24 protein-coding genes are annotated in these 26,477 nt (G+C 73.5%); 17 read left to right on the forward strand and 7 right to left on the reverse strand.

Features of this window, described 5'->3' with window-relative positions:
• Positions 1-393 precede the first annotated feature (393 nt).
• The 13 genes from HHX41_RS12125 to HHX41_RS12185 all read left to right on the forward strand — a co-directional run bounded on the left by HHX41_RS12125 (position 394) and on the right by HHX41_RS12185 (position 13,463).
• Positions 394-1,077, forward strand: a complete 684-nt coding sequence (locus tag HHX41_RS12125; RefSeq protein ID WP_182906032.1) for a hypothetical protein — start codon at positions 394-396, stop codon at positions 1,075-1,077.
• A gap of 1 nt (position 1,078) precedes the next feature.
• Complete coding sequence (locus HHX41_RS12130) at positions 1,079-1,882, forward strand: hypothetical protein (protein WP_310741937.1); 804 nt, start codon at positions 1,079-1,081, stop codon at positions 1,880-1,882.
• Entirely contained in the window at positions 1,879-3,198 is a 1,320-nt protein-coding gene (locus HHX41_RS12135) for an ATPase, T2SS/T4P/T4SS family (RefSeq protein ID WP_310741938.1), read from the forward strand. Before HHX41_RS12130 ends, HHX41_RS12135 begins: the two co-directional genes overlap by 4 nt.
• The gene (locus tag HHX41_RS12140) at positions 3,195-4,163 is read left to right on the forward strand and encodes a type II secretion system F family protein (protein WP_182906033.1); all 969 of its coding nucleotides are present in this window, start codon (positions 3,195-3,197) and stop codon (positions 4,161-4,163) included. The genes HHX41_RS12135 and HHX41_RS12140 overlap by 4 nt, the downstream gene beginning before the upstream one ends.
• Complete coding sequence (locus HHX41_RS12145; protein ID WP_182906034.1) at positions 4,160-5,140, forward strand: type II secretion system protein; 981 nt, start codon at positions 4,160-4,162, stop codon at positions 5,138-5,140. Before HHX41_RS12140 ends, HHX41_RS12145 begins: the two co-directional genes overlap by 4 nt.
• The gene (locus HHX41_RS12150; protein ID WP_182906035.1) at positions 5,140-5,379 is read left to right on the forward strand and encodes a hypothetical protein; all 240 of its coding nucleotides are present in this window, start codon (positions 5,140-5,142) and stop codon (positions 5,377-5,379) included. Before HHX41_RS12145 ends, HHX41_RS12150 begins: the two co-directional genes overlap by 1 nt.
• A 43-nt stretch (positions 5,380-5,422) precedes the next feature.
• Positions 5,423-5,911 carry a TadE/TadG family type IV pilus assembly protein gene (locus HHX41_RS12155; protein WP_310741939.1) on the forward strand — a complete coding sequence of 163 codons (489 nt, stop codon included), beginning with the start codon at positions 5,423-5,425 and terminating at the stop codon, positions 5,909-5,911.
• The gene (locus HHX41_RS12160) at positions 5,908-6,489 is read left to right on the forward strand and encodes a TadE/TadG family type IV pilus assembly protein (RefSeq protein ID WP_182906037.1); all 582 of its coding nucleotides are present in this window, start codon (positions 5,908-5,910) and stop codon (positions 6,487-6,489) included. The genes HHX41_RS12155 and HHX41_RS12160 overlap by 4 nt, the downstream gene beginning before the upstream one ends.
• A gap of 191 nt (positions 6,490-6,680) precedes the next feature.
• Entirely contained in the window at positions 6,681-7,082 is a 402-nt protein-coding gene (locus HHX41_RS12165; protein ID WP_169986131.1) for a pilus assembly protein TadG-related protein, read from the forward strand.
• On the forward strand, positions 7,079-10,750 hold the full coding sequence (locus tag HHX41_RS12170) for a hypothetical protein (RefSeq protein WP_182906038.1): 3,672 nt from the start codon (positions 7,079-7,081) through the stop codon (positions 10,748-10,750). Before HHX41_RS12165 ends, HHX41_RS12170 begins: the two co-directional genes overlap by 4 nt.
• A 143-nt stretch (positions 10,751-10,893) precedes the next feature.
• Positions 10,894-11,583: a hypothetical protein gene (locus tag HHX41_RS12175; RefSeq protein WP_182906039.1), complete on the forward strand. Its 690-nt coding sequence runs from the start codon at positions 10,894-10,896 to the stop codon at positions 11,581-11,583.
• A complete protein-coding gene (locus HHX41_RS12180; protein ID WP_182906040.1) occupies positions 11,580-12,554 on the forward strand; it encodes a hypothetical protein in 975 nt (324 codons plus the stop codon). The genes HHX41_RS12175 and HHX41_RS12180 overlap by 4 nt, the downstream gene beginning before the upstream one ends.
• A 237-nt stretch (positions 12,555-12,791) precedes the next feature.
• Positions 12,792-13,463: a hypothetical protein gene (locus tag HHX41_RS12185; RefSeq protein ID WP_182906041.1), complete on the forward strand. Its 672-nt coding sequence runs from the start codon at positions 12,792-12,794 to the stop codon at positions 13,461-13,463.
• A gap of 5 nt (positions 13,464-13,468) precedes the next feature.
• On the opposite strand, the gene HHX41_RS12190 is transcribed toward HHX41_RS12185, so the two are convergent.
• The 7 genes from HHX41_RS12190 to HHX41_RS12220 all read right to left on the reverse strand — a co-directional run bounded on the left by HHX41_RS12190 (position 13,469) and on the right by HHX41_RS12220 (position 20,578).
• Complete coding sequence (locus HHX41_RS12190) at positions 13,469-14,629, reverse strand: sensor histidine kinase (RefSeq protein WP_182906042.1); 1,161 nt, start codon at positions 14,627-14,629, stop codon at positions 13,469-13,471.
• Positions 14,623-15,291 (reverse strand): response regulator transcription factor, encoded by a 669-nt coding sequence (locus HHX41_RS12195; protein WP_169986138.1) that lies wholly within the window; start codon positions 15,289-15,291, stop codon positions 14,623-14,625. Before HHX41_RS12195 ends, HHX41_RS12190 begins: the two co-directional genes overlap by 7 nt.
• Positions 15,292-15,448: 157 nt before the next feature.
• Complete coding sequence (locus tag HHX41_RS12200; protein WP_182906043.1) at positions 15,449-15,943, reverse strand: methylated-DNA--[protein]-cysteine S-methyltransferase; 495 nt, start codon at positions 15,941-15,943, stop codon at positions 15,449-15,451.
• Positions 15,940-17,442, reverse strand: coding sequence for an Ada metal-binding domain-containing protein (locus tag HHX41_RS12205; protein WP_169986140.1), 1,503 nt, complete (start codon positions 17,440-17,442; stop codon positions 15,940-15,942). The genes HHX41_RS12200 and HHX41_RS12205 overlap by 4 nt, the downstream gene beginning before the upstream one ends.
• A gap of 234 nt (positions 17,443-17,676) precedes the next feature.
• On the reverse strand, positions 17,677-18,615 hold the full coding sequence (locus tag HHX41_RS12210) for an NYN domain-containing protein (RefSeq protein ID WP_169986141.1): 939 nt from the start codon (positions 18,613-18,615) through the stop codon (positions 17,677-17,679).
• A gap of 143 nt (positions 18,616-18,758) precedes the next feature.
• Positions 18,759-18,992 carry an acyl-CoA carboxylase epsilon subunit gene (locus HHX41_RS12215; RefSeq protein WP_182906044.1) on the reverse strand — a complete coding sequence of 78 codons (234 nt, stop codon included), beginning with the start codon at positions 18,990-18,992 and terminating at the stop codon, positions 18,759-18,761.
• Positions 18,989-20,578, reverse strand: coding sequence for an acyl-CoA carboxylase subunit beta (locus tag HHX41_RS12220; protein ID WP_169986144.1), 1,590 nt, complete (start codon positions 20,576-20,578; stop codon positions 18,989-18,991). Before HHX41_RS12220 ends, HHX41_RS12215 begins: the two co-directional genes overlap by 4 nt.
• A 212-nt stretch (positions 20,579-20,790) precedes the next feature.
• Between HHX41_RS12220 and HHX41_RS12225 the strand changes: the two genes are divergently transcribed.
• From HHX41_RS12225 to HHX41_RS12240, 4 genes are all read left to right on the forward strand, one after another.
• Positions 20,791-21,558, forward strand: a complete 768-nt coding sequence (locus tag HHX41_RS12225) for an ABC transporter ATP-binding protein (RefSeq protein WP_182906045.1) — start codon at positions 20,791-20,793, stop codon at positions 21,556-21,558.
• A gap of 2 nt (positions 21,559-21,560) precedes the next feature.
• Positions 21,561-23,132 (forward strand): hypothetical protein, encoded by a 1,572-nt coding sequence (locus tag HHX41_RS12230; RefSeq protein WP_211592793.1) that lies wholly within the window; start codon positions 21,561-21,563, stop codon positions 23,130-23,132.
• 118 nt (positions 23,133-23,250) lie between these two features.
• Positions 23,251-23,724 (forward strand): hypothetical protein, encoded by a 474-nt coding sequence (locus HHX41_RS12235; protein ID WP_182906046.1) that lies wholly within the window; start codon positions 23,251-23,253, stop codon positions 23,722-23,724.
• A 78-nt stretch (positions 23,725-23,802) separates the two neighbouring features.
• Complete coding sequence (locus HHX41_RS12240; RefSeq protein WP_182906047.1) at positions 23,803-26,439, forward strand: phosphoenolpyruvate carboxylase; 2,637 nt, start codon at positions 23,803-23,805, stop codon at positions 26,437-26,439.
• The last annotated feature ends 38 nt before the right edge of the window (positions 26,440-26,477 follow it).

Below are 26,477 nucleotides of genomic sequence, written 5' to 3' on the forward strand. Positions count from 1 at the left end.
ACCCGCGCTCATCTGGGCATTTTCCGGAATACGTAAAGGTGCCTGTCATGGCACACTTCGACGTCACCGCCGGGAGAGTCCTTCCGCGTACGGATCCGCTTGCGTGCCGTCCGCAATAGCACGAACAGTGTGAATGCTGTGACAACTGGGAAAGAAGTGCATACGTACTATCACGAAATATCGTGAGAGTAAAGCCTTGTGTCGATATGGCGATAGATCGACTCCCGTTGACAGGCGTATTCCTAACGGATAAGCATGGGTCGCGCATCAGGGCACTTATGGCGGCGCAAGCTGGCCATAATGGAGTGAATTCGCAACAAACGGCAAGACCGTAAATAAATTCGAGCGGCCCGAAAACAGAAGGGCGCCCTCATCCCTGGGAGTCCCCCACCCATGAGGATCAGCGAGAAGACGTCGCAGGACGGCCGGGCACCCGCACGGCCCGGCCTGTCCGGGCCGGCCGTGCGCAAGCTGCCCGTCCCGCCGAGGGAGCGCAAGCCCGCGCTCGCCGCGCTCGCCGTCCTCCTCATCCTGGGCGGCGCGCTGGCCACCACGCTGCTCGTCATGCGCAGCGGCGACCGCGTCTCGGCCGTGCGGATCACCCAGCAGGTGGGGGCCGGGCAGCTCATCCCGCTGTCCGCGATGCAGGAGGTGCAGATCGCCGACACCGGCGTCGACTACGTCCCCTGGCGGTTCAAGGACCAGGTGGCCACGACGTACGCCCGGGTGACGCTGCTGCCGGGCACACTGCTCACCGAGCCGATGACCGCCAAGACGACCGACCAGGTCGGACCGGGCAAGGCCAAGGTGGGCCTGTCGCTCAAGGCCGGGCAGATGCCGGCCGACCTGAGGAGCGGCGACGTCGTCCAGGTGATCTACGTGCCGGCGGCCGGCCGCGGGTCGGCCGCCGCCCAGCAGAAGGTGCTTGCGACCGCCGCCCGCGTCCACGGCGTGGGTTCCGGGCGCTCGGGCGGCGGGCTGGTCACGGTCGTCGTTGACACGTCGATCGCGCCCGCCGTCGCCCAGTACGCCTCCAGCGGGGAGATCGCCCTCATCACGCTCCCGGGGGTCAAGTGACGTGGCGCTGATCGTGCTCGCCGCCGACAAGGGGGCGCCCGGCGTGACCACCGCGGCGACCGCCCTCGGCGCCGTGTGGCCACGCCCGGTGCTGCTGGCCGAGTGCGACCCCTCCGGCGGCGACCTCGCCTACCGGCTGCCCGGCGACGACGGGAGCGTGCTCAACCCCGGGCGCGGCCTGCTCAGCCTCGGCGCGGTCGCGCGGCGCGGGCTCCACGCGGAGCTGATCTACGAGCACACACAGCGGCTCGTCGGCGGCCTCGACGTGCTGGCCGGCCTGACCAACGGCGAGCAGGCGGCCGGCCTCACCTGGCTGTGGGGCCCGCTCGGCCGGGCGTTCGCCGCCCTGCCGCAGGCCGACGTGCTCGCCGACTGCGGCCGGCTGGGGCTGCATCCCCAGATCGGCGACCTGGTGGCCGAGGCCGACCAGGTGGTGCTGTTCACCCGGGCCAGCCTCGACCACGTCGCCCACCTGCGCGAACGGCTGTCGCTCATCGGGCGCAAGGTCGGGGTCGTGGTGATCGCCGACCCCCGGTCGTACCGGTCGTCGCTGGAGGAGATCAGGCGCATCGTCTCCGGCTGGGACGTCGCCTTCGTCGGCGGCCTCGCGTACGACCCGAAGGGCGCCGAACTGCTGCGCGGGCAGTGGGGCGGGCGGCTCGACCGCAGCCTTCTGATCCGTACGGCCAGGGAACTGGCCACGCGCCTGGCCGCGCAGCCGGCCGCGGGCGGCGACACGGCGGCGGCGCCGCCCGTCATCAGGACGGCGAACACGGCGAACAGGGAGCCGGAGGTGCGGTCGTGAACTCCCAGCGGCGGCCGATCGACCACGGTCTGGTGAAGCGGTTCCGGCAGGAGGTCGGCGACCGGCTGGCGCACCAGCGGCGGCTCGACCAGGCGAGCGGCGTGCCGCCGATGTCGGGGGAGGACGAGCGGCAGTTCGCCCGGGCCCTGATCGCGCAGGTGCTGGAGGAGCACGCGCGGAGCGAGATCGGCGTCGGCCGCACCCCGCCCACGGCCGAGGAGGAGGAGGCGCTGGCGGCGGGCATCCACGCCGCGCTGTTCGGCGTCGGCCGCCTGCAGCCGCTGCTCGACGACCCCGAGGTCGAGAACATCGACATCAACGGCTGCGACCGGGTCTTCGTCGGTTACGCCGACGGCCAGGAGCTCATGCACGACCCCGTCGCGGAGACCGACGAGGAGCTCGTCGAGCTGATCCAGATCCTCGCGGCGTACTCGGGCCTGTCGTCGCGGCCCTTCGACACCGCCAACCCGCAGCTCGACCTGCGCCTGCCGGACGGCTCCCGCCTGTCGGCCGTCATGGACGTCACCGTGCGGCCGGCGCTGTCGATCCGCCGCGCCCGCCTCGGCAAGGTGTTCCTCAGCGACCTCGTCGGGAACGGCACGCTCACCCCCGAGCTGGGCCGGTTCCTCACGGCCGCGGTGGCCGCGCGGAAGAACATCATGATCGCGGGATCGACGAACGCGGGGAAGACCACGCTGCTGCGGGCCCTGGCCAACGAGATCCCGACACACGAGCGGCTGATCACGGTGGAGCGCGCGCTGGAGCTGGGGCTCGACCAGTTCCCCGAGCTGCACCCCAACGTCGTCGCCTTCGAGCACCGCCTGCCCAACTCCGAGGGACAGGGCGAGATCACGATGGCCGAGCTGGTCCGGCGGTCGCTGCGCATGAACCCCTCGCGGGTGATCGTCGGCGAGGTGCTGGGCGACGAGATCGTCACGATGCTCAACGCGATGACCCAGGGCAACGACGGGTCGCTGTCGACGATCCACGCCAACTCCAGCATGGAGGTGTTCAACCGCATCGCGACGTACGCGCTGCAGGCCGAGGAACGGCTGCCGATCGAGGCCACCCACATGCTCATCGCCGGGGCCATCGACTTCGTGGTGTTCATCGAGAAGCGCAACGACTACCACCGGGGAGGCACCCTGCGCCGCTACGTGTCCAGCGTCCGGGAGGTCACGGGCTGCGACGGGCGCGTGCTGTCCTCGGAGGTGTTCGCCATGGCGGGCGACCACCTGATGCCGCACGCCCCGATCTCCTGCGCGGACGAACTGGCCGCCCACGGGTACGACCCGGCGCGGGGAGCGTGGCGATGAGCGGCCTGCTGCCTCCCGGCGTCCTCGACCCCCTGGTGCTGCTGGCCGGCGCCGCGGCGGGCGGCGGGCTCTTCCTGCTCGCCCTGGCGCTGTACGGCCTGCGCCCCCGGCCGGCCGGTCCCGACGGCAGGGCCGAGCGGATGCGCCTGCTGCGCGCCCTGTCCACGCGCTCGGCGATCGCGGCGGTCACCGGTGTCGTGGTGCTGGTGGTGACCGGCTGGCCGGTCATCGCGGCGGGAGCCGTACTGCTGGTCCTCGCCTGGCGGGGCTTCACCGGCGGCGCGGCGGAGGAGCGGGCCGCCATGCGGCGCCTGGAGGGCCTGGCGGCGTGGACGGAGTCGCTGCGCGACACGATCGCCGGCGCGGCCGGGCTCGAACAGGCCATCCCCTCGTCGATCCGGGCCGCGGCCCCCACGCTGCGACCACACCTGCGGGCCCTGGTCGACCGGCTGCACACGCGGATGCCGCTCGCCGACGCGCTGCGGATGTTCGCCGACGAGCTGGACGACCCCTCGGCCGACCTCGTGGTGGCGGCGCTGATCCTCAACTCGCGGCTGCGCGGGCCCGGTCTGCGCGACGTGCTTTCGGCCCTGGCGGTCTCCGCGCGCGAGGAGCTGGACATGCGCCGGCGCGTGGAGGCCGAGCGCAGGTCCACCCGCAAGAGCGTGCAGATCGTGGTCGGCACCGCCCTCGCCTTCGCCGCCGCGCTGGTCGTCTTCAACCGCTCGTACGTCGAGGAGTACAACTCCGTGCTCGGCCAGGCCGTGCTGGTCGTGGTGGCGGGCCTGTTCGGCGCCGGATTCGCCTGGATGCGGCGGCTCGCCCGGTTCGACAAGCCGGCCCGGATCCTGGCCCCCTACCACCGCCCCCCACCCCCCGCCAAAGACAAGGACGTGATCGTGCATCCGCCGTCCACCGGGCGCGATGCCATCCGTGATCTCGCGGACGGACGGAGGGCGCCGTGATCGAAACAGTGCTCTGCGGAGCCGTGCTCGGCCTCGGGCTCTTCCTGCTGCTGCGGGCGCTGTTCCCGCCCCGGCCCGGCCTGACCGCCCGGCTCGCCGCGCTCGACCAGGCCCGTGACGGCGAGGGCGTGCCGCGGGCGCCGCTGATCGCGCCCGAGGAGGACGTCAGCGAGTTCCGCCGCGTGCTCGGCCTGCGGCTGGCCCGGTTCTACGCGGCGCGGGGGTGGGAGGCGCGGTCCGTCAAGGCCGACCTGGCGCTTCTCGGCAAGTCCTTCGAGGGGTTCCTCGCGACCAAGCTGCTGCTCGGTGTCTCCGGCCTGCTGGCGTTCCCGATCCTCGTCGGCTGGCTCACGCTGATGGGGTGGGGCGTCTCGGTGCAGGTGCCGCTCTGGTCGGCCCTCGTCGTCTGCGTGATCTTCTTCCTGCTGCCCGACGCGCAGATCCGGCGGGACGCCGCCGTACGGCGCCGGGACTTCCGGCACGCCGTGGGCGCCTTCCTCGACCTCGTGTCGATGAACCTCGCGGGCGGGCGGGGCGTGCCCGAGGCGCTGATGATGGCGGTCGCCGTCGGCAGTCCCGTCACCACGCCCGGGGCACTGAACGGCGCCGCGTCCGTCAACGGGGCCGGGCCCGCCCCCGGCTCCAACTGGGCGATGGAGCGCATCCGCGAGGCTCTGGCCAACGCCCGGATCGTCGGCATCACCCCCTGGCAGGCCCTCGGCCAGCTCGGCGACGAGATCAACGTGGACGAGCTGCGGGACCTGTCGGCCGCGCTCGGGCTCGTCGCCGACGACGGCGCCAAGGTCCGCGCCTCGCTCACCGCCCGCGCCGCCACCCTGCGCCGCCGCGAACTCGCGGAGGTCGAGGGCAAGGCGGGCGAACGGTCCCAGTCGATGCTCGTCGCCCAGCTCCTGCTGTGCGCGGGTTTCGTGATCTTCCTCAGTTTTCCCGCAGCCATGAAGATGTTGGGGGCCTGATGCTCTGGTTCCACTATTTGATCGCCGTGCTCCACGTACGGCTGGACCGCGCCAGGAACGCTCCGTCCAGGGGAGCCTCCGCGGTCGAATGGGTGATCATCACCGCCATCATCGCCGGAGTCGCGCTCGGCCTGGCCACGCTGATCAAGCAGTTGGTCGAACAGAAGCAGTCCGACCTCCAGAACAGCTTCGGCGGTGGTGGCGGCGGCGGTGGTGCCGGCGGCGGTGGCGGCGAGTGACCGGCATGGGCGTGGCGACCCGGGTATGGCGACCATGCCGGGAGTGACGAACGCGCGCGCCGCGACCCCCGCGCGGTGTGCGGAGGGCGTGCTGGCCGTCGAGGGCGGGCGGGCTTCGGGACGCCAGAGGAGCGAGCGGGGCGCCACGGTGATCGAGCTCGCCATGCTCATGCCGGTCGTGCTCGCCGTCGTGCTGCTGATCGTCCAGGTCACGCTCTGGTTCCACGGCCGCCAGGTCGCCGACGCCGCCGCGCGGGAGGGCGCGCGCATCGCCCGTGCGGGCGGCTCCGACGGCTGGCAGGAGGCGGCCGAGGGCAAGGCACGGCAGATCGTGCAGGCCATCGGGCCGCAGTTGCTGAAGAACGCCCAGGCCAAGGCCTGGGAGCAGGGCGACCAGCGCGGGGTGGAGATCACCGGCAGCGCCGTCCAGGTGGTGCCGCTGCTGCCCGAGATGACCTTCACGATCACCTCGCGCTTCGGGGGGCCCATCGAGTGCTTCCGTCCCGACGACGGCTCGGACGGCTGCGAATGACCCGGACCTCGCCCGAATCCGCCCCGCCCGGCGAGCCCGGCGTGCTCGGGCCGCCCGGTGTGCCCGGCGGGTTCGGTGTGCCCGGCGGGTTCGGTGTGCCCGGCGGGTTCGGTGTGCCAGGCGGGCTCGGCATATCCGGACCGTCCGGCGGCAGGGGCCCCGTTGGCCGGGGGCGCGCCGGCTGGGGAACGCACGCGGGGGAACGCGGGTCGATGACGGCCGAGACGGTCATGCTGGCCCCGCTCTTCCTGCTCTTCCTGCTGTTCCTCGTCGGCGCGGGCCGGATCGTGGAGGCCCAGGGCGAGGTCAACGGTGCCGCGCGGGACGCCGCCCGGGCGGCCTCCGTGCAGCGCACCGAGGCGGAGGCCGAGTCGGCCGCGAAGGAGGCCGCCGAGGCCGCGCTCTCCGGCGACTGCTCGCCGCAGGTCAGCATGTCCGGCAGTGAGTGGAAGATGGACGGCTTCGTGCGGGCGACCGTGACCTGCGAGCTCAACCTCGACTTCCTCGGCTTCGGCGCCACCAAGCAGATGTCGGGCGCCTCGGTAGTGCCGCTCGAACGGTATCGGAGGGTGCAGTGACCCCGCCGCGTCCGTGCCCCGGCTCTCCGGCTTCCGTCTCCCCGCGGTGTGGTCGGCGTCCGCGCGACCGCGGGACCGCTCCGCGTCGGGCCCGAGGCGCGGCGCCGTCGCCGCACACCCCCGTGGGGCCTGTGGCAGGCAGGCGTACGACGCGCGCCGCCGCAGGCGGGGGGCCGGGAGAGCGGGGCTCCATGTCGGTGTTCGTGGTCCTGTTCTCGGGGGTGGTGTTCCTGCTGGCCGGGCTGCTGGTCGACGGCGGGGCCGCCATGAACGCCCGGCTGAAGGCCGCGGACATCGCCGAGCAGGCCGCCCGCGCCGCCGCCGACCAGATCGACGTCGAGACCCTGCGGGCCACCGGTCAGGTGCGGCTGCTCGCCGACGAGAGCGCGGTGTGCGGCCCGGCCGAGGAGATCACGGCCAACCAGCAGGCCGACGGCGTACGCATGACCGAGTGCACCGTGGGCGGCGGCCAGGCGGACGTCACCGTGGCGGTGTCGGTCCACTGGAACGCCTTCTTCCTTGCCGCGCTGGGTTTCGCCGGCTCGGACATGGAGGCGGAGGCCACGGCCGCCCCTGATCCGGGAGAGGCATGACAGGGACGCGGCCGCCGGGCGGGCGGCGGGAGGAGTTCCTCCGCGAGACCCAGCGGGGGCCCGAACGCGAGACCCAGCGGGGGCCCGAACGCGAGGTACAGCGGGGGCCCGAGCGCGAGGTTCAGCGGAGTCAGGGGCGCGACGTGCGGCGAGGGTTCGAGCGCGAAACGCAACGGCCTTCTGGACGCGAGGCGCGGCGGGGGTTCGAGCGCGAAGCGCAGCGGGGTTCCGGCACCGAGGCCCCGGCGGGTGGCACGCCCGGGCGGGGCCCCCGCCCGCGCCCGGAGGGCCTGCCGTCCGTGCTGGGGCCGCAGCGGGCGCCCGAGCACTGGCACGACGACCGGCCCGTACGGCTGCGCACCCGGCGTACGGCCGGGGACGTCCTCGCCGGCCTCGGGGCCCTGGTCGCGCTGGTGGGTCTGGTGGGCGGCGTGCCGTACGCGCTGCTCCGGCTGGCCGGTCCGCCCATCAGCGGCGATCTGCTGAACGCGGACCTGTTCACCAGTCAGGTCGGCCCCGATACGATCATCGCGATCCTGATCCTCCTGGTGTGGCTGGCCTGGCTGCAGCTGTTCCTGTGCGTGGTCGTCGAGGTCTACGCGGGGCTGCGGCGGGTCGGCATGCCGGCCCGGGTGCCGCTGTCGGGGGGCACCCAGGCGCTCGCGAACCGCCTGGTCTCCGCCGTGCTGCTGCTGTTCACCGCGGCCGCCGTGGCGGTGCCCATCGCCCGCGCGGGCGCCCCGGCCCCGATCCGGCCGCAGGTCGCGGCGTTGTCGGCGCCGGTGCCGCAGGCCGAGGCGGAGCGTCCGGCCCTGCACGCGAGGGAGGTCAAGAAGGTCTACGTGGTGCAGCCTCCGCACGGACGCCACCACGAGAGCCTGTGGGAGATCGCGGAGAAGTGCCTGGGCGACGGGCGCCGCTATCCGGAGATCTACCGGCTCAACCAGCACAAGGAGCAGCCCGACGGCAGCCGGCTGCACATGGCCGACCTCATCCGTCCCGGCTGGGTGCTCGACATGCCGGACGACGCCAGGAACGTCCACGTCGTGCCGGTCGACGACGACCGGCCGGAGATCCTGAAGGAGCACCGCCACGCGCCGGCCGAGCTCGACGGCGACACCCGGTACGCCGGGGGAGGGGCGACCGGCGGCGGCCACGCCGACCAGGGCGCGGCCGAGGACCGGCGCACGACGCCGGACTCGCGTCCCACCGCCGGTTCGCACACCGGGAGCACGGCGGACGCCACGGCGGACGGCCAGGCGGGCGGTGACGCGGACACCACACGGCCCGACCAGGGGCAGGGCGACCCCACCGCCCGGCCGGGGGACGCGGGCCACGAGCGGGGCAGGGCGACGCCCGAGCCGAGCAAACCGGGGATCGTGCTGCCGCCGCCCGCGATGCCGCAGGACACCCCGTCGGAGCGCGCCGGCCGGGCCGGCGACGCGACGGACACGCCCGCCACCGCTCGGTCGGCGCCGACGCCGCGTCCGGTCGGCACGACCACCGCCCAGCCCGCCGGGGTGGCCGAGACGGCGCGGGAGGCACCTCCCACGGCGCAGCCGCCGGCGCACGGGCGGCCCACGGCGGAGGTCACGACCTCGGGTGGGCATGCCGCCGGGCAGCCGTCCGCTGAGCCCTCCACCGCCCAGGCCAGGGCGGGCCACGCCGCCGGGCAGCCGTCCACACAGCCGTCCACGCGGCCCTCCGCGGCGCCGTCCGTGCCGTCGTCGGACACGGGCGGTCACCTGACCGCCGACGAGGAGCCCGGAGAGCGGCAGGGCGGGCCGGTCCTCGCCGACTACCTGGCGGCGTCGTCGCTGGCGGCGGCGGGGCTGCTGGCCCTGCTCGGCCGCAGGCGGCGGGAGCAGCTGTGGCGCCGGGCCTTCGGACGGCGCATCGCCCGGCCACGAGGGGACGCCGCCGAGGCCGAGGTCGCGATCCGTCTGGGTGCCGACGCCCCCGGCAGCCGGATGCTCGACATCGGCCTGCGCCTGCTCGGCCGCCTGCTGGCCGACGCCGGCCGGCGCCCTCCGACGATCTACGCCGTCCACCTGTCCAACCGCGGCCTCGACCTGTGGATCCACCCGGCGGAGCAGGACGCGCCCGAGCCGTGGGAGTCCTGCGACGACGGGCAGGTCTGGCGTCTTCCGGCCCACGAGGGACGCCGCATCGACGAGCACACGCTGGCCGGGGTGCCCGCGCCCTATCCCGGGCTGGTCTCGCTCGGCACCGGGCAGGGCGGCCGGGTGCTGGTCGACCTGGAGGCCGCGCACGGGGTCATCGCGATCACCGGGGCGCACACCGTCGCCGCTCTGTCGGCGCTCGCGGTCGAACTGGCGACCAACCGGTGGTCCGACCAGATGCGCATCACGCTCGTCGGCTTCGGCGAGGAGCTGACCCTGCTCGCGCCCGAGCGGATCAGGACGGCGGGCAGCCTGGCCGCGGTGCTGCCGGAGTTCGAGGAGCGTGCCCGGTACGACGGCGACGTGCTGACCGGCCGCGTCCACAGCCGGGTGGCCGACCCCGCCCACACCCCGCATTACCTCCTGTCGGCCATCCGCCCCGACGAGGACGAGGCGCGTCGCCTGGCGCTGCTCGGCAAGGGCAGGCGTACGGCCTGCGGCTTCGTGATCGCGGGCGAGGTGCCGCACGCCACCTGGACGTGGGAGGTCACCGACGACGGCCGGGCCCGGGTGGACGCGCTGAGCCTGGACATCGAGGCCCACCTGCTGCCGCGGCGGCACTACGACGCCGTGGTCGGCCTGTTCGACACGACCCGGCAGCAGGAGGGCGAGCCGCTCACCCCGCTCACCGAGCGGTTGAGCGAGGAGCCGCCCTCCATCGAGGTCCGCGTCCTCGGCCCGATCGAGATCAGTCCGGTGAACCCGCTCGAAGAGGGCCGGGCGGCCCTCGCCCACGAACTCGTCGTCTACCTGGCCACCCACCCGGACGGGGTCCACCCGGCCGTACTGGCCGGCGTGCTGTGGCCGCGCGGCGTGCAGCTCGCGGTGCGCGACGCCACGATCGCGCGGGTCGCCGAGTGGCTCGGGCGCGACTCCGAGGGCCGCCCTCACCTCTTCCTCGACCGGTCCGGGCGGTTGCGGCTCGGGCCGGAGATCCGTACGGACTGGCGGCTCTTCCAGGACCTCGTACGGCAGGCCGGCGAGTGGGCCGAGACCGCCGCACCCGGCGGCGCCGGATCCGGCACGGCCACGCTCGGCGCCGGTGACGTGGAGGCCGGCCTGCTGGAGCGTGCGCTGAAGCTGGTGCGCGGCCCGCTGCTGAACGGCAGGCCGCCGGACCGGTACGCCTGGCTGGCGGCCGACCCCCTGGAGTACGACGTGACGGCCTGGGTGGCGGACGCCGCCCACGCGCTGTGCGAGATCAGGCTGGCCCGCCACGACCCGCACGGCGCGGTGGCGGCGGCCCGGGCCGGGCTGCTGCTCGCGGCCGACGACGAGGGGCTGTGGCGCGACCTGCTCCGGGCGGCGCACGCCACGGGGGAGCCCGTCCGGCTGCGGGCGGTCGTCGACGGCCTGCTGCGCCGCGCAACCTCGCACCCGTACGGCGGCGGGATGGCGCCGGAGACGGAGGCGCTCATCGACGAGCTGTTGCCCGACTGGCGCCGCACCGTCTCCCCGGACCTCAGAACCTCACGTCTCGCCTGATCGGAGCCCCAATGCCCGGGACGTCACCCTCCGAATCATGCCGATCGGCGCATAGCGCTGGCTCGTCGGCGACGGCCCTTTCTAGGGTGGCAGCGACGGGGGCGGCAGCGGCGGGGGATCGCGTACTGCGGAGGACCCCGTTGATGCGTCCAGGACTCGCCACGGCGGCGGCCGCGCTGCTCGCCCCGGCCCGCGCGCTGCTTCTGCCGGCCTGCGTGCTGCTTCTGTCGGCGTGCGCCCCGCCGGACGCGGACCGCGGCTTCACCCCCGGTGGCGGCGCCGAGCCGGCCGCGGCGACGGCGCCCGGGACGCCCGCCCGCCCGCCGGGGACCGAGGCGATCACGGCGGCGTCCGGGCTGACCGTCGAGATCGAGTGGCCGGACGAGCCCGACCCGGTGCGATCGGCCGTGATCAAGGCGTTCGCCCGTGACTTCACGGCCCAGTGGCGGGCCGTCGGCACCTCCGGCGGCGACCGCTCGTACGTGAAGGGCATCGATGCCGAGTCGTCCGCCTACCAGGACGCCGTCACCTGGGTGCGCGGATTCCTCGACGACAGGCAGTCCGCCCGGGGCGTCGCCAAGCTCTACGCCCTGCGGGTGCCCGCGCTGATGGGACGCGGAGCGGAGGCCTACGGCTGCGTCGACCTGACCGGCGTGCGGCTGACCGACCAGGAGGGCACCGCGCTGGCCCGTCAGCCCGCCTGGCTGAAACGCCCGCGCGCGGTCTACCTGCAGACCGCCGGCCTGGGGCGCGGCGACGACGGCGTCTGGCGGATCCGGCTCTACCGCCACGCGGACTACCCGGACGAGCTCGCGAAGGAGTGCCAGCGATGAGCAGCAGAACGACGATCGCGGTGACGTCCCTGCTGGCCTGCGGCATGCTCACGGTGTGCGTGCCCCCGGCCGCCGCCGACGACCCGGACGGGAAGCCGCACGGCGAGGCGTTCCAGTACGGCAACACCGCCGGGGTCAGGCTGACCAACTCCAAGATCGGCCTGTCCGGCAACGGGCTCGGCGGCAAGAGCGACGGCTACCGGATGCCCCGCCCCTGCTGGTACGAGCCGAACTCGTCGGCCGACGACATGCGCAACCTCCAGGCCCAGCAGAAGAAGCAGGCGGTGGAGGCGGGGCTGGACTACGACGTGAACCTGGACAAGTTCGGCGACAAGATCGGAGAGAAGGGCAAGTGGTGGGGCGTCGCCTACGACGCCGGCAACCCGGACGGGCCGGCGTGCGCCGCCGGGCTGGAGCCGCTCGTCTGGGTGCCCGAGGGGACCACCCCCGCCGGGGGCATCACGCTGGAACAGCTCATGCAGATCGCCCGGGCCGCGCTGACCGTGCCGGAGCCGAAGATCAAACTGAGTCCGGACGTCAAGAGCTACGTCAACCTGGGGACCTGGGTGTGGCTGGACGGAGCCGAGGCGGCGCCCCGGTCCGTCACCGCCACGCTGCCGGGGGTCATGTCCGCCACCGTCACGGCGACGCCGGACCACCTCGTGATCAAATCCGGTACCGGCGCCGACCGCGCCGAGGTGTACGACAAGGGATGCGGCGCCACCGGCAAGCCGTACGTGAAGGGCGCCGACAAGGAGGGCGAGGGCAAACCCGAGTGCGGCGTCGTCTACCTGCACTCCTCCGTCGACCAGCCGGGCAAGGTCTACACGCTGACCGTGACGAGCGTCTGGAACGTCGTCGGCAACGGGAACCAGGGCGGCCAGGCCGTCCCGTTCGCCTACGACCCGATCCAGGTCTCGGCCACCAGGGACGTGCCCGTCGGCGAGGTCCAGAGCATCGTCAAGAACTGACTCCCCGGGACTCCCCGGAGGACTCCCCGGGACTCCCCGGAGGACTCCCCGGGACTCCCCGCCACGGTGGCGTCCGCGTCGCGGGCGTACGCGCCGCGGCTGGGTGTGGGGAGCCGGGTGTAGGGAGATCGGCGGAACGCCGGTCGTCCCCGCGGGGGACGACCCGCCGGGACGTCCCTGCCTACTCTCCGTGCCGGTCCCGCCCGACAGGGGGCGGGCCGGACACGAGGAGTTGCCATGTCGGTGCTTTCGGACGCACGCGCCTTCCGCCGGACGGCGGCCGGGCTCTGCCTGGTCGCCGCCCCGCTCGTCTACGTCGCCGGGGTGGTCGCGGACCCGGCGCTGCGGCAGGGCGGGGACACCGTCGGCGTCTACGGCCGCCATCCCGAGCAGGTGTCGGTCAGCGCCTCGCTCCTGCACTGGAGCTGGGTCCTGCTGGTGCCGGGGATCATCGGCATGATCCACCTGATCCGGCACAAGGGCGTGCTCTTCGGGCACGTCGCGGGCGGCCTGGCGCTGCTCGGCGTCGTCAACTTCTCCGCGCTGATGCTCGGCGACTTCTTCTACGCCCGGTTGGAGCGGGCCCTGCCGCCCGAGCAGGGAGCCCGGATCGGGGACGAGGCGTTCGCCGATCCGGGGGCGACGTTCGGGTTCCAGGTGCCCGGTTTCGCCGGGCTGCTCGGGCTGTTCCTGCTGGGGCTCGCGCTGGCCTACTCCCGGCGTACGCCGTGGTGGGCGCCGTTCGCGATGCTCGCCGGCATCCTGACGGCGCCGATCTACCCGGTGGGCACGATCGTCGGCGGGCTGCTCTACCTGGCCGGCGCCGGGGTGATCGGGCTCAGGATGCTGCGCATGACGGACGACGAGTGGGCGGGCGACGCCCCGGCGAGGACCGTAGTGGGGGCATGAGGCGCTCAGCCGGGGAGCGGGAAGACGGCCAGCACGCGGTACCCCCCCTGCGGCGTGGGCCCGGCGGACAGCTCGCCGCCGTGCAGCGCGGTCCGCTCCCGCATGCCGATGAGCCCGTGCCCTCCCGTGCCCGCCGAGTGAACGCCCACCCCGTCGTTGACGACGGTCACGCGCAACTCGCCGGGCGCGTACCGGAGGACGACGTCGACCCTCGTGGCGTGCGCGTGCTTCAGCACGTTCGTCAGGGCCTCCTGGATCACCCGGTAGGCGGACAGGCCGAGCCCCGCCGGCAGGGGCCGGGGTTCGCCCGTGACACGCAGGCGCACCTCAGGACCGGCCTCCGCCACCTGGGAGACCAGCTCGTCGAGCCGGTCGAGCCCGGCCTGCGGCGAGGGTGGCGCGGCCCCGGTGTCGCGCAGCATGCCGAGCATCAGCCCGAGCTCCTCGACCGCCTCGCGGCCGGCCTGTTCCACCGCGAGCAGCAGGTCGCGCTCGCGGGCGCGGTCGTCCCCGAGCAGCCTGCGCACCCCGCCCGCGTGCAACGTCATGAGGCTCACGTTGTGGGAGACGACGTCGTGGAGCTCCCGGGCGATGCGGGATCGCTCCTGCGCGACCGCCCACCGCGCCCGCTCCTCCCGCTCGGCCTCGAGCCGGGCCGCCTGCTCGGCCAGCCGTCTGGTCTGGTCCATCTGCCGCCGCAGCAGGATGCCGCTGCCGTACGCGACGCCGACGAAGATCGCGCCGATGAGGATCTCGGCGGCGTCGTTGCTCTGCAGCGTCTGCAGGTGCGCGTAGGCGAGCAGCACGCACCCGAGCCCCGCGAGCCCACGCCGGCTGCGGGGTTCGGCCGCGCCGGCCACGGTGTGGACGAGGATCAGCGTCGAGTAGAAGTGCCAGGCCGCGTAGTACCCGGGACCGGCGGCCGCCTGCACGGCCCACCCGATGGCCGTGAGCACGAGGAGCCCGGTCGCGGGGAACATCGACCGCAGCAGCACCACCAGCCCGGCGGCGACCGCGCCCGCCGCGTACGCGAACGGGTCGGCGATCTGCCACGGCTCGGGGCCCTGCCGGCCGAACGACTCCACCAGCCCGGCGACCGCCACCGCGAGGGAGAGCAGGACGTCGAGGCGGGAGGGCCGCCAGCCGCGGGCAAGTCGCCTCAGCACGGTCCGGGCCGCTCTCCCGGCCGTACGACCCCGGCCTCGTAGGCGAAGACCACCGCCTGGATGCGGTCGCGTAGGCGGAGTTTGTGCAGGACACGGGCGACGTGCGTCTTGACGGTCGCCTCGCCGATGCCGAGACCACGGGCGATCTCGGGATTGGACAGGCCCTGCGCGACCATCCGCAGGACCTGGAGCTCGCGCTCGCTGAGCGAGCCGAGCTCGGCCGGCGCGGCGAGGTCGGGCAGGCCCGCGATCTCGTCGATCACCTGGGGGGCCACCGTGGGGTCGATCAGCGCGGCGCCCGCCGCCGCGGCGCGCACCGCCTCCACCAGGTGCTCCGGGGGCGAGGTCTTGAGCAGGAAGCCGTTCACCCGGGCCCGCAGCGAGGCCTTCAGGTTGTCGCCGGTGTTGAAGGTGGTCAGCATGATGATCTTCGGTGGCAGGGCATCGCCGAGAAGCAGCCTGGCCGCGCCGATTCCGTCGAGCCGCGGCATCGCGATGTCCAGCAGCAGCACGTCGGGCCGGAGCCGCCGGGTCACCTCCACCGCCTCGAAGCCGTCGGCCGCCTCCCCGGCGACCTCGATCCCCGGCTCGGACTCCGCGACGAGCCGCAGCCCGGCCCTGATCATCGCCTGGTCGTCGGCGATCACCAGTTTGATGGTCACCGGAGGCTCCCGTCCGTCGATGGCACCGGCGGCAGCGTAGCCGGACCGCTCGCGGGCGGGCGTCCCTCGGAGACGTGACCTCGCATGCGGCGGGGTCCCCCGGGTGACGGATCGGCCGTCCTCCCGCCGGGCGACTCGCCCCGCTCCCACGTGTGGGTCAGGCGCGGGACTCATGGGCGAGGAGCCATTCCTTGACGGGCGTGCCGTAGTAGTAGCCGCCGTAACCGCCGGTCGAGGGCAGCACGCGGTGGCACGGCACGAACGGCGCGATCAGGTTCTGTGCGCAGGCCGACCCCGCGGCCCGCGCGGCCGTCCTGGGCAGCCCCGCCTTCTCCGCGAGCTGCGCGTACGACACGGTGGTCCCGGCGGGCACGGCGCGCAGCGCCTCGTACAGGCGTTGTCTCGTCGGGGTGCCCGGCTGCTCGGCCGGGATCCGGTCGAGCGCGTCGACCTTCCCGTCGAGGTAGTCCCGTACGGCCTCGGCGGCGTCGCCGAGGTCGCCCTCCCGCAGGGGAAGCGCCCGCAGGGACGGCGAGAGCCGGGCGAACATCTCGCGGGGGTCGGCGGTGAAGCCGGCGGCGACGAGTACGCCGTCACGGGCGAGGATGGCGAGGGGACCCACGGGAGTGGGCAGGGTCTGCGTGACAATCATGATTTGTCGCGTCCTTCCGCGGTGTCGGATGCGTGGCTCCACAAATGAAGCGCGGCGTACGCGCGCCAGGGCCGCCACCGCTCGGTCTCGTCCGGGGCGATGCCGAGCCGTTCCATGGTTTTGCGCAGCACGAGGTCGCCCTCGGGCCACGCGTCCGGGTCGCGCAGCGCGCGCAGCGCGATGTAACCGGCCGTCCAGGGGCCGATGCCGGGGATCTCCAGCAGCCCGGCGATGGTGTCGGCGGGGTCGCCGGCGCCGTCGAGGTCGATCGCGCCGGAGGCGACGGCCTCGGCCAGCGCCCTGATCGTGGCGACCCTGCGGGTGGTGAGCCCGAGCCCGTCGAGATCGGCGGCGGCGAGCCGGTCGGCCGTGGGGAACAGCGACGGGACCTGGTCCGCCTCGGGGGCGTGGCCGGCTCCCGTCCCGTCCGGGACGGCGGGCAGGCCGGCCCGGGCGGCGATGCGGCCGAGCAGGGTGCGGGCCCCGGCGACCGAGATCTGCTGCCCGACGACCGCCCGGACCGCCAGTTCGAATCCGTCGTACGCTCCCGGCACCCGCAGCCCGGGACGGGCGGCGACCAGCGGCGCGAGCGACGTCCCGCCGAGGATCTCCCGCACCGCCCCCGGGTCGGCGTCGAGGTCGAGCAGGCGGCGGCAGCGCGCCACCAGCCGGGAGAGCCGGTGCGTCTCGGTGGTCCGCACGGTGAGCCGGATGTGGCCGGCGGCGGGCCGCAGCGTGATCGAGCCGCCGGGGACGGCGCGCGTGTAGGCCGTCACGTCGGGCCCCGACCGGCAGACTGCCTCCACCGAGGGGATCGCCCGGGCGGCGAGGAAACGCAGCACCGCCTGCGCGTCGTACGGCTCCCGGTGGCCGAGCCGCAGGGTGAGGCCGGTCGTGAGGGCGACCGGACCGTGCGCGCCCCGCACCGGCCCGCCGGCCCTGCGCAGCTCACCCGGGGCGAAGCCGTACGACTCCTTCATGGCCGCGTTGAACTGCCGCACACTGCCGAACCCGGCGGCGAACGCGACGTCGGTGATCGGCAGGGTGGTCTCGGTGAGCAGCTGCTTGGCGAGCAGCAGCCGTCTGGTGCGGGCGACGGCGAGCGGGCCGGTGCCGAGTTCGGCGGCGAACAGGCGGTGCAGGTGCCGCTCGGTCACGTGCAGCCGGCGGGCCAGTCCGGCGACGCCGGACTCGTCGGCCACCCCGTCGTCGATCAGCCGCAGCGCGCGTCCGACCAGGTCGGCCCGGACGTCCCAGCCGGGGTCGCCGGGGCTGAGCTCCGGACGGCAGCGGCGGCAGGGACGGAACCCGGCCGCCTCGGCCGCGGCGGCGTGGCGGTAGAAGCGCACGTTGGACCGCGCGGGAGTGCGGGCGGGGCAGATCGGGCGGCAGTAGATGCCGGTGGTGGTGACAGCCGTGTAGAAACGCCCGTCGAAGCGGGAGTCCCGTGCGGACACGGCGAGGTAGCACGCGTCGAAGTCGAGCTGTCGTCTGGTCACGCACACGACGTTATGCGCTGGCCACCGGGGCGGGCTGGCGGAAATCGGACTCGGCCGTCGCGGTGGTCGCGCGGAGCCTCGCGCGAGACCGGGCACCGAGCCGGAGCGCCTCGCGCGAGACCGGGCGGTTGAGCCGGGAGTGCCTCGAACGGGACCGGGCACTGAGCCGGGAGTGCCTCGAACGGGACCGGGCACTGAGCCGGGAGTGCTTCCGCGCGGGCTCGGACGCCGGCGTCACTTGCTGGAGATGCCGACCCCGAGGTCGAACTCGCGGTAGACCCGGGCCCAGAAGCCGTCGCGCAGCCACACGCGTGCCTCAGGGTAGGGCCGCAGAGAATGGCCGAGCTCCTTCTCGGCCTCGATGAGCAACTCGGTGTCGATCACCGTGGGCAGCAGCGGGCCCGGCAGCAGGTCGCGGATGTTGTCCCGGCCGCGGGTCAGTATCCACTTCTGCGCCACGTGCTCGCCGACCTCCTCCACCCGGGGCCGGCCCGGGCCGAGCTTGGCGACCTGACCGGCGGGCGCCTTCGGCGGCATCGGCTTGACCGTACGACCCGCGAAGACCTGGGCGGGCGACGGCGTGGGCGGCACGGGAACGGGCACCGGGGCGCGGGTGAAGAACGGACGCAGGAAGTCGGCGCTCAGGATCTCGACAGTGTCCGACTCCCAGACGAGCCGTTCGGCCTGGTTGGTCCCGAACGGCGGCTCGACCCCCCACAGGTGGACACGCACGCCGTACGCCTGCGCGGCCTCCACGGCGGGCACCATGTCCTCGTCCCCGGCGATCAGCACGGTGTCGCTCACGGCGTGGTGACGGGCCAGAGCCTCAAGGTCGCTGCGGATCTGCGCGTCCACGCCCTTCTGCTGGCCACGGGCGTTCAGGTTGCCCAGCCTGACCTTGACCCAGGGCAGCTGGGCGATCACACGCTGGTCCACGGTGGGCACGCGGTCACGGGCGGCGTCGTACCAGTAGACACGCAGCAACTCGCCCTGGATGCGGTCGACCGCGTGCTTCTGCAGCGCCTGGATCAGCTCGTCCGCGGCGACGCGGTACTCCTTACGCTCCTTGGCGCCTAAGAGAACTTCACCGGCGGCCGCGTAAAGGTAACCGACGTCCACGAGAACGGCATACTTGGCGGAAATGCCATGTGCGCTGAAGTCCGGGATGGCCATGGTGTCCTCCTGGACTCGTCACTAGATGATCGGCTGACTATATTCCCCCGCTTTCTAGATAGTCCCAACTCTTGAGCCAGTTGACACCCTGTTCCGTCGATGTAATCGGACCGTGGTCGTCGCGGATGGCAGGGTAGGCGGCGTCAGCCGCCGGGGAAGAAGGCCCGGCGCCAGGCTCCCGGTCCGTGCGGGAGCCCCGGGCGCAGCCGATGTGCCGGGTTGCTCCAGTTTCCCGTGGCCGGCGGCGGCGTGGGCCGGGCGCCGCGTGCCGCCGCCCCTGCCGCCGCCTGGGCCGCCAGCGCGGCGACGAGGGCGGCGGTCTCCTCGGGGGTGGCGTCCCCCCGCACGATGCTGAGATACGGCTCGCTGCTGCTCACAGCGGGATGTTCCCATGCTTCTTCGGGGGCAGCGCGGCCCGCTTGGAGCGGAGGGCGCGCAGCGCGCGGACGATCTGGACCCGGGTGTCCGAGGGCCGGATGACCGCGTCGACGTAGCCGCGCTCGGCCGCGAGATACGGATTGGCCAGCGTGTCCTCGTACTCGCTGACGAAACGGGCCCGCGCGGCGTCCGGGTCGTCGGCGGCGGTCAGCTCGCGCCGGTAGAGGATGTTGACCGCGCCCTGCGCCCCCATCACGGCGATCTGGGCGGTGGGCCACGCCAGGTTGACGTCCGCGCCGAGGTGCTTGGACCCCATGACGTCGTACGCGCCGCCGTACGCCTTGCGCGTGATGACGGTGACCAGCGGCACGGTCGCCTCGGCGTAGGCGTACAGCAGCTTGGCGCCGCGCCGGATGATGCCGTTCCACTCCTGGTCGGTGCCGGGGAGGAAGCCCGGCACGTCGACGAAGGTCAGCACCGGGATGTTGAAGGCGTCGCAGGTGCGCACGAACCGGGCGGCCTTCTCGGAGGCGGCGATGTCGAGCGTGCCGGCGAAGCTCATCGGCTGGTTGGCGACGACGCCCACGGAACGCCCCTCGACCCGGCCGAAGCCCACGAGGATGTTCGGCGCGAAGCCCGCGTGGATCTCCAGGAACTCGCCGTCGTCGAGGACGTGCTCGATGACCGTGTGCATGTCGTACGGCTGGTTGGCCGAGTCGGGGATCAGCGTGTCGAGCTCGCGGTCCTCGTCGGTCGTCTCCAGGTCCGCCTCGAGGTCGAAGGCCGGCGGGTCGTCCATGTTGTTGGACGGCAGGTACGACAGCAGCGCCCTGGCGAAGTCGAGGCAGTCCTGCTCGTCGGACGCCTCGTAGTGGGCGACGCCGCTCTTCGAGTTGTGCGTGTGCGCGCCGCCCAGCTCCTCGAACGTCACCTCCTCGCCGGTCACGGTCTTGATGACGTCGGGCCCGGTGATGAACATGTGCGACTTCTCCTGCACCATCAGGACGAAGTCGGTCAGCGCGGGAGAGTACACGGCGCCGCCCGCGCACGGGCCCATGATCAGCGAAATCTGCGGCACCACGCCGGAGGCGTGCACGTTGCGCTTGAAGATCTCGGCGTACAGGCCGAGGGAGACCACGCCCTCCTGGATGCGCGCCCCGCCCGAGTCGTTGATGCCGATCACCGGGCAGCCGGTCTTGAGCGCGTGGTCCATGACCTTCACGATCTTCTCGCCGAAGACCTCGCCCAGCGAGCCGCCGAACACGGTGAAGTCCTGCGCGAACACCGCGACCGGCCGGCCGTCGACCGTGCCGTACCCGGTCACGACCCCGTCCCCGTACGGGCGCTCGCGGTCGAGGCCGAAGGCGGTCGCCCGGTGCCTGGCCAGCTCGTCGAACTCGACGAAGGAGCCCTCGTCGAGGAAGGCCGCCAGCCGCTCGCGGGCCGTCATCTTGCCCTTGGCGTGCTGCTTCTCCACCGCCCGCTGGGACCCGGCGTGGGCCGCCTCCTTCCGGCGGCGCTCCAGGTCGGCGATCTTGCCGGCGGTGGTGTGGATGTCGATCTCGGGGACGCGTTCGGCGCTCATCGCCCGCTCACCGTTCCTCGTATGCTCAGCGGCCCTCGGGTCCCGAACGCCGCTCCGGGTCGCGTCGAATCCATGGCGGAAAGGGTAACCAGCCGGGGGCCGCCCGGTCGCGCCGGGTCGCGCTCACCGGGATGCTCCTTGCGACAGGTGAGGAACGGGCTTCACGTCCCGATCGTTCGGATCTACGACGGCTTCAGACAAGTGGGGGCTCCATGGCGGACGCCGTACGCACGCAGGGGTTGTACAAGCGCTTCGGGCAGCAGGTGGCGGTCGGCGGGGTCGACCTGGTCGTGCCGAGAGGCAGCTTCGCCGGCCTGGTCGGTCCCAACGGCGCCGGCAAGACGACGACCCTGAGCATGGTCACCGGGCTGCTGCGCCCGGACGGCGGGCGGATCGAGATCGACGGCCACGACGTGTGGGCCGACCCGGTCAGCGTGAAGGCGCACATCGGGGTGCTGCCCGAGGGCCTGCGGCTGTTCGAACGGCTGTCCGGCCGTGAGCTGCTCACGTACGGCGGCCAGTTGCGCGGCATCCCCCTGGACGAGGTCGGCAGGCGCGCCGACGAGCTGCTCAAGGTCATGGACCTGGTCGAGGCGCAGGACAAGCTGGTGGTCGACTACTCCACCGGCATGCGCAAGAAGATCGGCCTCGCGGCGGCGCTGCTGCACAACCCGCGCGTGCTGTTCCTCGACGAGCCGTTCGAGGGCGTCGACCCCGTCTCCGCCAACACCCTGACCGAGGTGCTGCGCAGATTCACCGCCTCCGGCTCCACCGTCGTGTTCTCCAGTCACGTGATGGACCTGGTCGAGCGGCTGTGCGACTGGGTGTCGGTGATGAACCGCGGGCTCGTCGTCGCGCAGGGCCCGCTCGACGACGTGCGGCGGGGCCGCACGCTCAACGAGGCGTTCCTCGACCTGGTCGGCGTGCGCGGCAACGGGGACGACGGGCTGTCGTGGCTCGGCTCCGGGAGCACCCCGTGACGATGACGTGGCTGTTCGTCCGGCTCAAGCTCAGCCTGGTCCGCGGCGGCCTGCGCGGCGACGTGGGCAAGCAGGCCGGCTTCGCCTTCTCGCTGGCCGCCGCGCTCCTCAGCGCCGTCGCGGGGTTCGGGCTGCTGTCCCTCATCCGGCTCGCGCCGTCCGACGTCGGCCTCGACCTCGTGTCGGCGGCGTTCGCGATGTTCGCCGTCGGGTGGGTCGTCGTGCCGCTCATGGCCTTCGGGCTGGACGAGACGCTCGACCCGGCCCGGCTCGCCCTGTTCCCGCTCACCACCCGGCAGCTCGCGACCGGCATGTTCGCGGCGTCGGCCGCCGGGCCGTGGCCGATCGCCTCGCTGGCCGCGCTGTGCGGAGGGGTGGTCGCGCTCGCCCACGGACCTGGCGGGGTGCTGATCGGGGTGCCCGCGGTGGTCCTCCAGTTCGCCTTCTGTCTCACGGCCTCCCGCCTGGTGACCACGGCGTTGTCCGGTGTGTTGCGCACCCGCAGGGGACGTGACCTGCTCGCGGTGGTCGCGATCTTCGGCGTGCTGCTCGTCCAGGTGCCGAACCTGCTGCTGAACCGGGGGTTCTCGGGCGACCCCACGCGGATCCTGGCGTCCGCCGGGGACGTCCTGCGGTGGACGCCGCCGGGCCTGGCCGCGCACGCGATCGCCGACGGCGGGCTCGTCGGCGTCGCCGAGCTGATCGTCGTCGCGATGTCGGTGGTCGTTCTGGGATGGCTGTGGATCGCGGCGCTGCGGTACGCGCTGGTGCGGCCCGACTCCTCCAACCGGGGTGGCGGCTCCGTCCGCCGTTCCCGGACGGGCCGCTCCCGCACAGGCCGGTTCCTGCCCGGCGGCATGCTCGGCGCCGTCGTCGCCAAGGAGCTGAAGTACGCGAGGAGGGAACCGCGGGCCCGGGTGAACTGGATCAGCGCGGTGTTCGTGAGCGCGGTCGTCATGTTCTCCCTCCGGGGTCCCGGCGGCTCGACAGGGCCGTGGACCGCGATCGGCCCCGCCTGCCTGGCGGCCGTGGTGATCGGGCTGCAGGCGGCCAACTCCTTCGGCATCGACGGCAGGTCGCTGTGGATGAACGCGGTGGCCGTCGCGACCCCGCGCGACCTGCGTACCGACCTGGCCGGGCGGCACCTGGCCATGGCGGTCGTCGCGGTGCCGCTGCTGGCGCTGGCGTCGCTGGCCGCCGCGCTCGTGGCGGGGAACGCCGCGTGGGCTCTCGTCGCCGCGCTCACCGCCTGGGGCGTGCTCGGCACCGCCATGGGAATCGGCTCGATCACCAGCGTGACCGCGCCGTACACCTATCCCGACCGGCTGAACGCCTTCACCGGCGCCGCCCCGGGGCAGGGCGGGCAGGCGTTCGCCGCCTCCTTCGCCACGATGCTCGTCACCGGCGTGCTCGCGCTGCCGATCGTGCTGCCGGTCCTGCTCGGCCTGACCTGGTGGGCCGTGCTCGCCGTGCCGTACGGCGTGGCGGTCGCCTGGGCGGGACGCCGGATCGCCGCCGGCATCGGATTCGCCCGCCTCCCCGAACTCCTCGCCGCCGTCTCCCGCCCCTCCTGAGAGGTAGCCTCCCGCCCTTCCTGAGAGGTAACGGAGCGGTCCCGAAGTCCTTGCGGCATTGCGGGCGATTCGGCCCGGCCTTATAACCGTTTGGACCGTTCTCAAGGGAAGAGGCGAAATGCGCGAACGTGGCCTTACGGGCCGTGCGATCTGGGCGCCGCTGGCCGCGGCGGCGCTGAGCGGCCTGGTCATCGGGGCGCTGGCGCGCCTCCTGATGCGGGGCGTCGTGCTGGCCGTCGGCGGCCTGACCGGCATGTCCCTGGCGGGCACGGTCGCGATCCTCGTCGCGTTCGTCGTGCTGGCCCTGCCGGCGGCGGTGACCGCGACCGCACGTCCGGCGATCATGCATGCCGGTCGCTGGGTGACCGCCGTGATCACGGGGCTGATGGCCGCGAGGACGGGGCTCGCCGACGCGAAGATCATCGTCCTGGCCGACGACAGCCAGTTGACGCCGATCACCGTGCTGGTCATCGCGTTCGCCGCGATCGTGGTGGCGCACGGCCGGGTCGCCCAGTACCTCACCCGCCGTTTCAGAGCGCTCCCCGCGGCCCGGGCGGAGGCGCTCGGGGCCCCGGACGCGCGACCGGCCTGACCTGCGTGGTCCAGTGGTCTAGTCCAATTGGTGAGACCGCCCTCGGGTCACCGAGCGCGATTCGCTAGCCTTCGAAGCATGGCCGCCATCGCTCCTGCCGAACGACACAACGCCGTAGCGGAGATGCCGGACGAACTCCGCGCTGACGTGCGCCTATTGGGTGGACTCCTGGGTCAGGTGATCGCCGAACACGGCGGTCCCGACCTCCTCGCCGACGTGGAACGGCTCCGCAAGGCGGTGATCGCGGCCCGGCGTCAGGAGACGACGGCCGACGAGGTCGCCGCCATGGTGGCCGAGTGGCCCGTCGACCGCGCAGTGCAGATCGCCCGGGCCTTCACCTGCTACTTCCACCTCGCCAACCTCGCCGAGGAGCACTACCGGATCCGCACCCTGCGGCAGCGGGACAAGGACGACGTGCCGCTGCGCGAGTCCCTCGCCGAGGCCGTGCAGGGGCTGCGCGGGGACGACCGGCTCCAGGCCCTGATCGACGGGCTGGAGTTCCGGCCCGTGCTGACCGCCCACCCCACGGAGGCGCGGCGGCGGGCGATCGTCACCGCCATCCAGCGGATCAGCGCCCAGCTCGACGCCTACAACACCCCCGGGCGGGGCGCGGCCGAGCGGGAGGAGGCCCACCGGCGGCTGCTGGAGGAGATCGACATCCTCTGGCGGGCCAACCAGCTCCGTCACACGAAGCTCGACCCGCTGGACGAGGTCCGTACGGCGATGGCGGCCTTCGACGAGACGCTGTTCCGCACGGTGCCGCAGATCTACCGGTCGCTCGACGCGGCGCTCGGTCCCGGCACCGGCACGCGGGAGCCGCAGGCCAAGGCGTACATCCGCTATGGCAGCTGGATCGGCGGCGACCGCGACGGCAACCCCAACGTCACCGCCAGGGTGACCAGGGAGGCCATGCAGATCCAGGCCGAGCACGTGCTGATCGCGCTGGAGAACGCGACCACCCGCATCGGCAGGTCGCTCACCCTGGCCGAGGTCTTCACGCCGCCGTCCGCCGAGCTGCGCGCCGCGCTCGCGCAGGCCGAGCACGACCACCCCGACCTGGTGTCGGAGATGGCCACCCGGTCGCCGCGGGAGCCGCACCGCCAGTGGCTGATGTTCGTGGCGGCCAGGATCGCCGCGACCCGCCGCCGCGACCTCGACCTCGCCTACCGCGCGCCGTCGGAGCTGCTGACCGACCTGCGGCTCGCGCAGGACTCCCTGCGCGGCGCCGGCGCCGTACGGCAGGCCTACGGCGAGTTGCAGCACCTGATCTGGCAGGTCGAGACGTTCGGCTTCCACCTGGCCGAGCTGGAGGTGCGCCAGCATTCCGCGGTCCACGCGGCGGCGCTCGAGGAGATCGCCTCCGGCGCGCTGTCGGAGCGCACCGAGGAGGTCCTGGCCACGATCCGGGTGATCGCCTGGATCCAGGAGCGCTTCGGCGTGACCGCCTGCTCCCGGTACGTCGTCTCGTTCACCCGCTCCGCCGACGACATCGCGGCGGTGTACGAGCTGGCCAGGCACGCCCTGGGCGACCGCGCCCCGGTGCTCGACGTGGTCCCCCTGTTCGAGTCGGGCGAGGACCTGGACAACTCCTCCGCCGTGCTGGAGGGCATGATCAAGCTGGAGCCCGTGCGCCGGCGGCTCGCCGGGAACGGGCGGCGCATGGAGGTCATGCTCGGCTACTCCGACTCGGCCAAGGAACTCGGCCCGGCGGCGGCCACCCTGCGCCTGTACGACGCGCAGGCCGCGCTGACCGCCTGGGCCGCGGCCAACGACATCACGCTCACGCTCTTCCACGGCCGCGGCGGCGCGCTCGGCCGGGGCGGCGGCCCGGCCAACCGCGCCGTGCTCGCCCAGGCCCCCGGCTCGGTCGCCGGCCGGTTCAAGGTCACCGAGCAGGGCGAGGTCATCTTCGCGCGGTACGGCCACTCGGCGATCGCCAAGCGGCACATCGAGCAGGTCACCAACGCCGTGCTGCTCGCGTCCACCTCCGCTGTGGAGTCGGGCACCGCCGCCGCGGCGGCGAAGTTCCGCCGGCTGGCCGACACCGTGGCGGCGGCCTCCGAGCACGCCTACCGGGCGCTGACCGAGGCCCCGGGCTTCCCCGAGTGGTTCGCGCTGGTCAGCCCGCTGGAGGAGCTCGGCTCGCTGCGGCTCGGCTCCCGGCCGGCGCGGCGCGGCCTCGGCGCGCCCCGCTCGCTGGACGACCTGCGGGCTATCCCGTGGGTGTTCTCGTGGGCGCAGACGCGGGTCAACCTCCCCGGCTGGTACGGCCTGGGCAGCGGCCTGGCCGCCGTGGTCACCGACGGCGGCATGGCCGAACTGCGCTCGGCCTACCAGGAGTGGGCGTTGTTCGCCGCGATGCTGGACAACGCCGAGATGTCGCTGGCCAAGACCGACCGGTCCATCGCGTCCCGCTACCTGGCCCTGGGCGGCCGGGCCGACTTCGCCGAGCAGGTCCTGGAGGAGTACGACCTGACGAGGCGGCTGGTGCTGGAGGTGACCGGGCACACCCGGCTGCTGGAGAACCGGCGGGTCCTGTCGCGGGCCGTGCAGCTGCGCGACCCGTACGTGGACGCGCTCAGCCACCTGCAGCTGCGGGCGCTGTCGGCGCTGCGGGCGCCGGGCGACCTTTCGGAGAAGGAGCGCGAGCGCCTGTCCACCCTGCTGCTGCTCAGCGTGAACGGCGTGGCGGCCGGCCTGCAGAACACCGGCTGACGCGGCGAGCCGACCGATCGGGCGCCCGGACTCCGGGC

Source organism: Microbispora sp. H13382, assembly GCF_014161445.1.
Taxonomy (GTDB): Bacteria; Actinomycetota; Actinomycetes; order Streptosporangiales; family Streptosporangiaceae; genus Microbispora.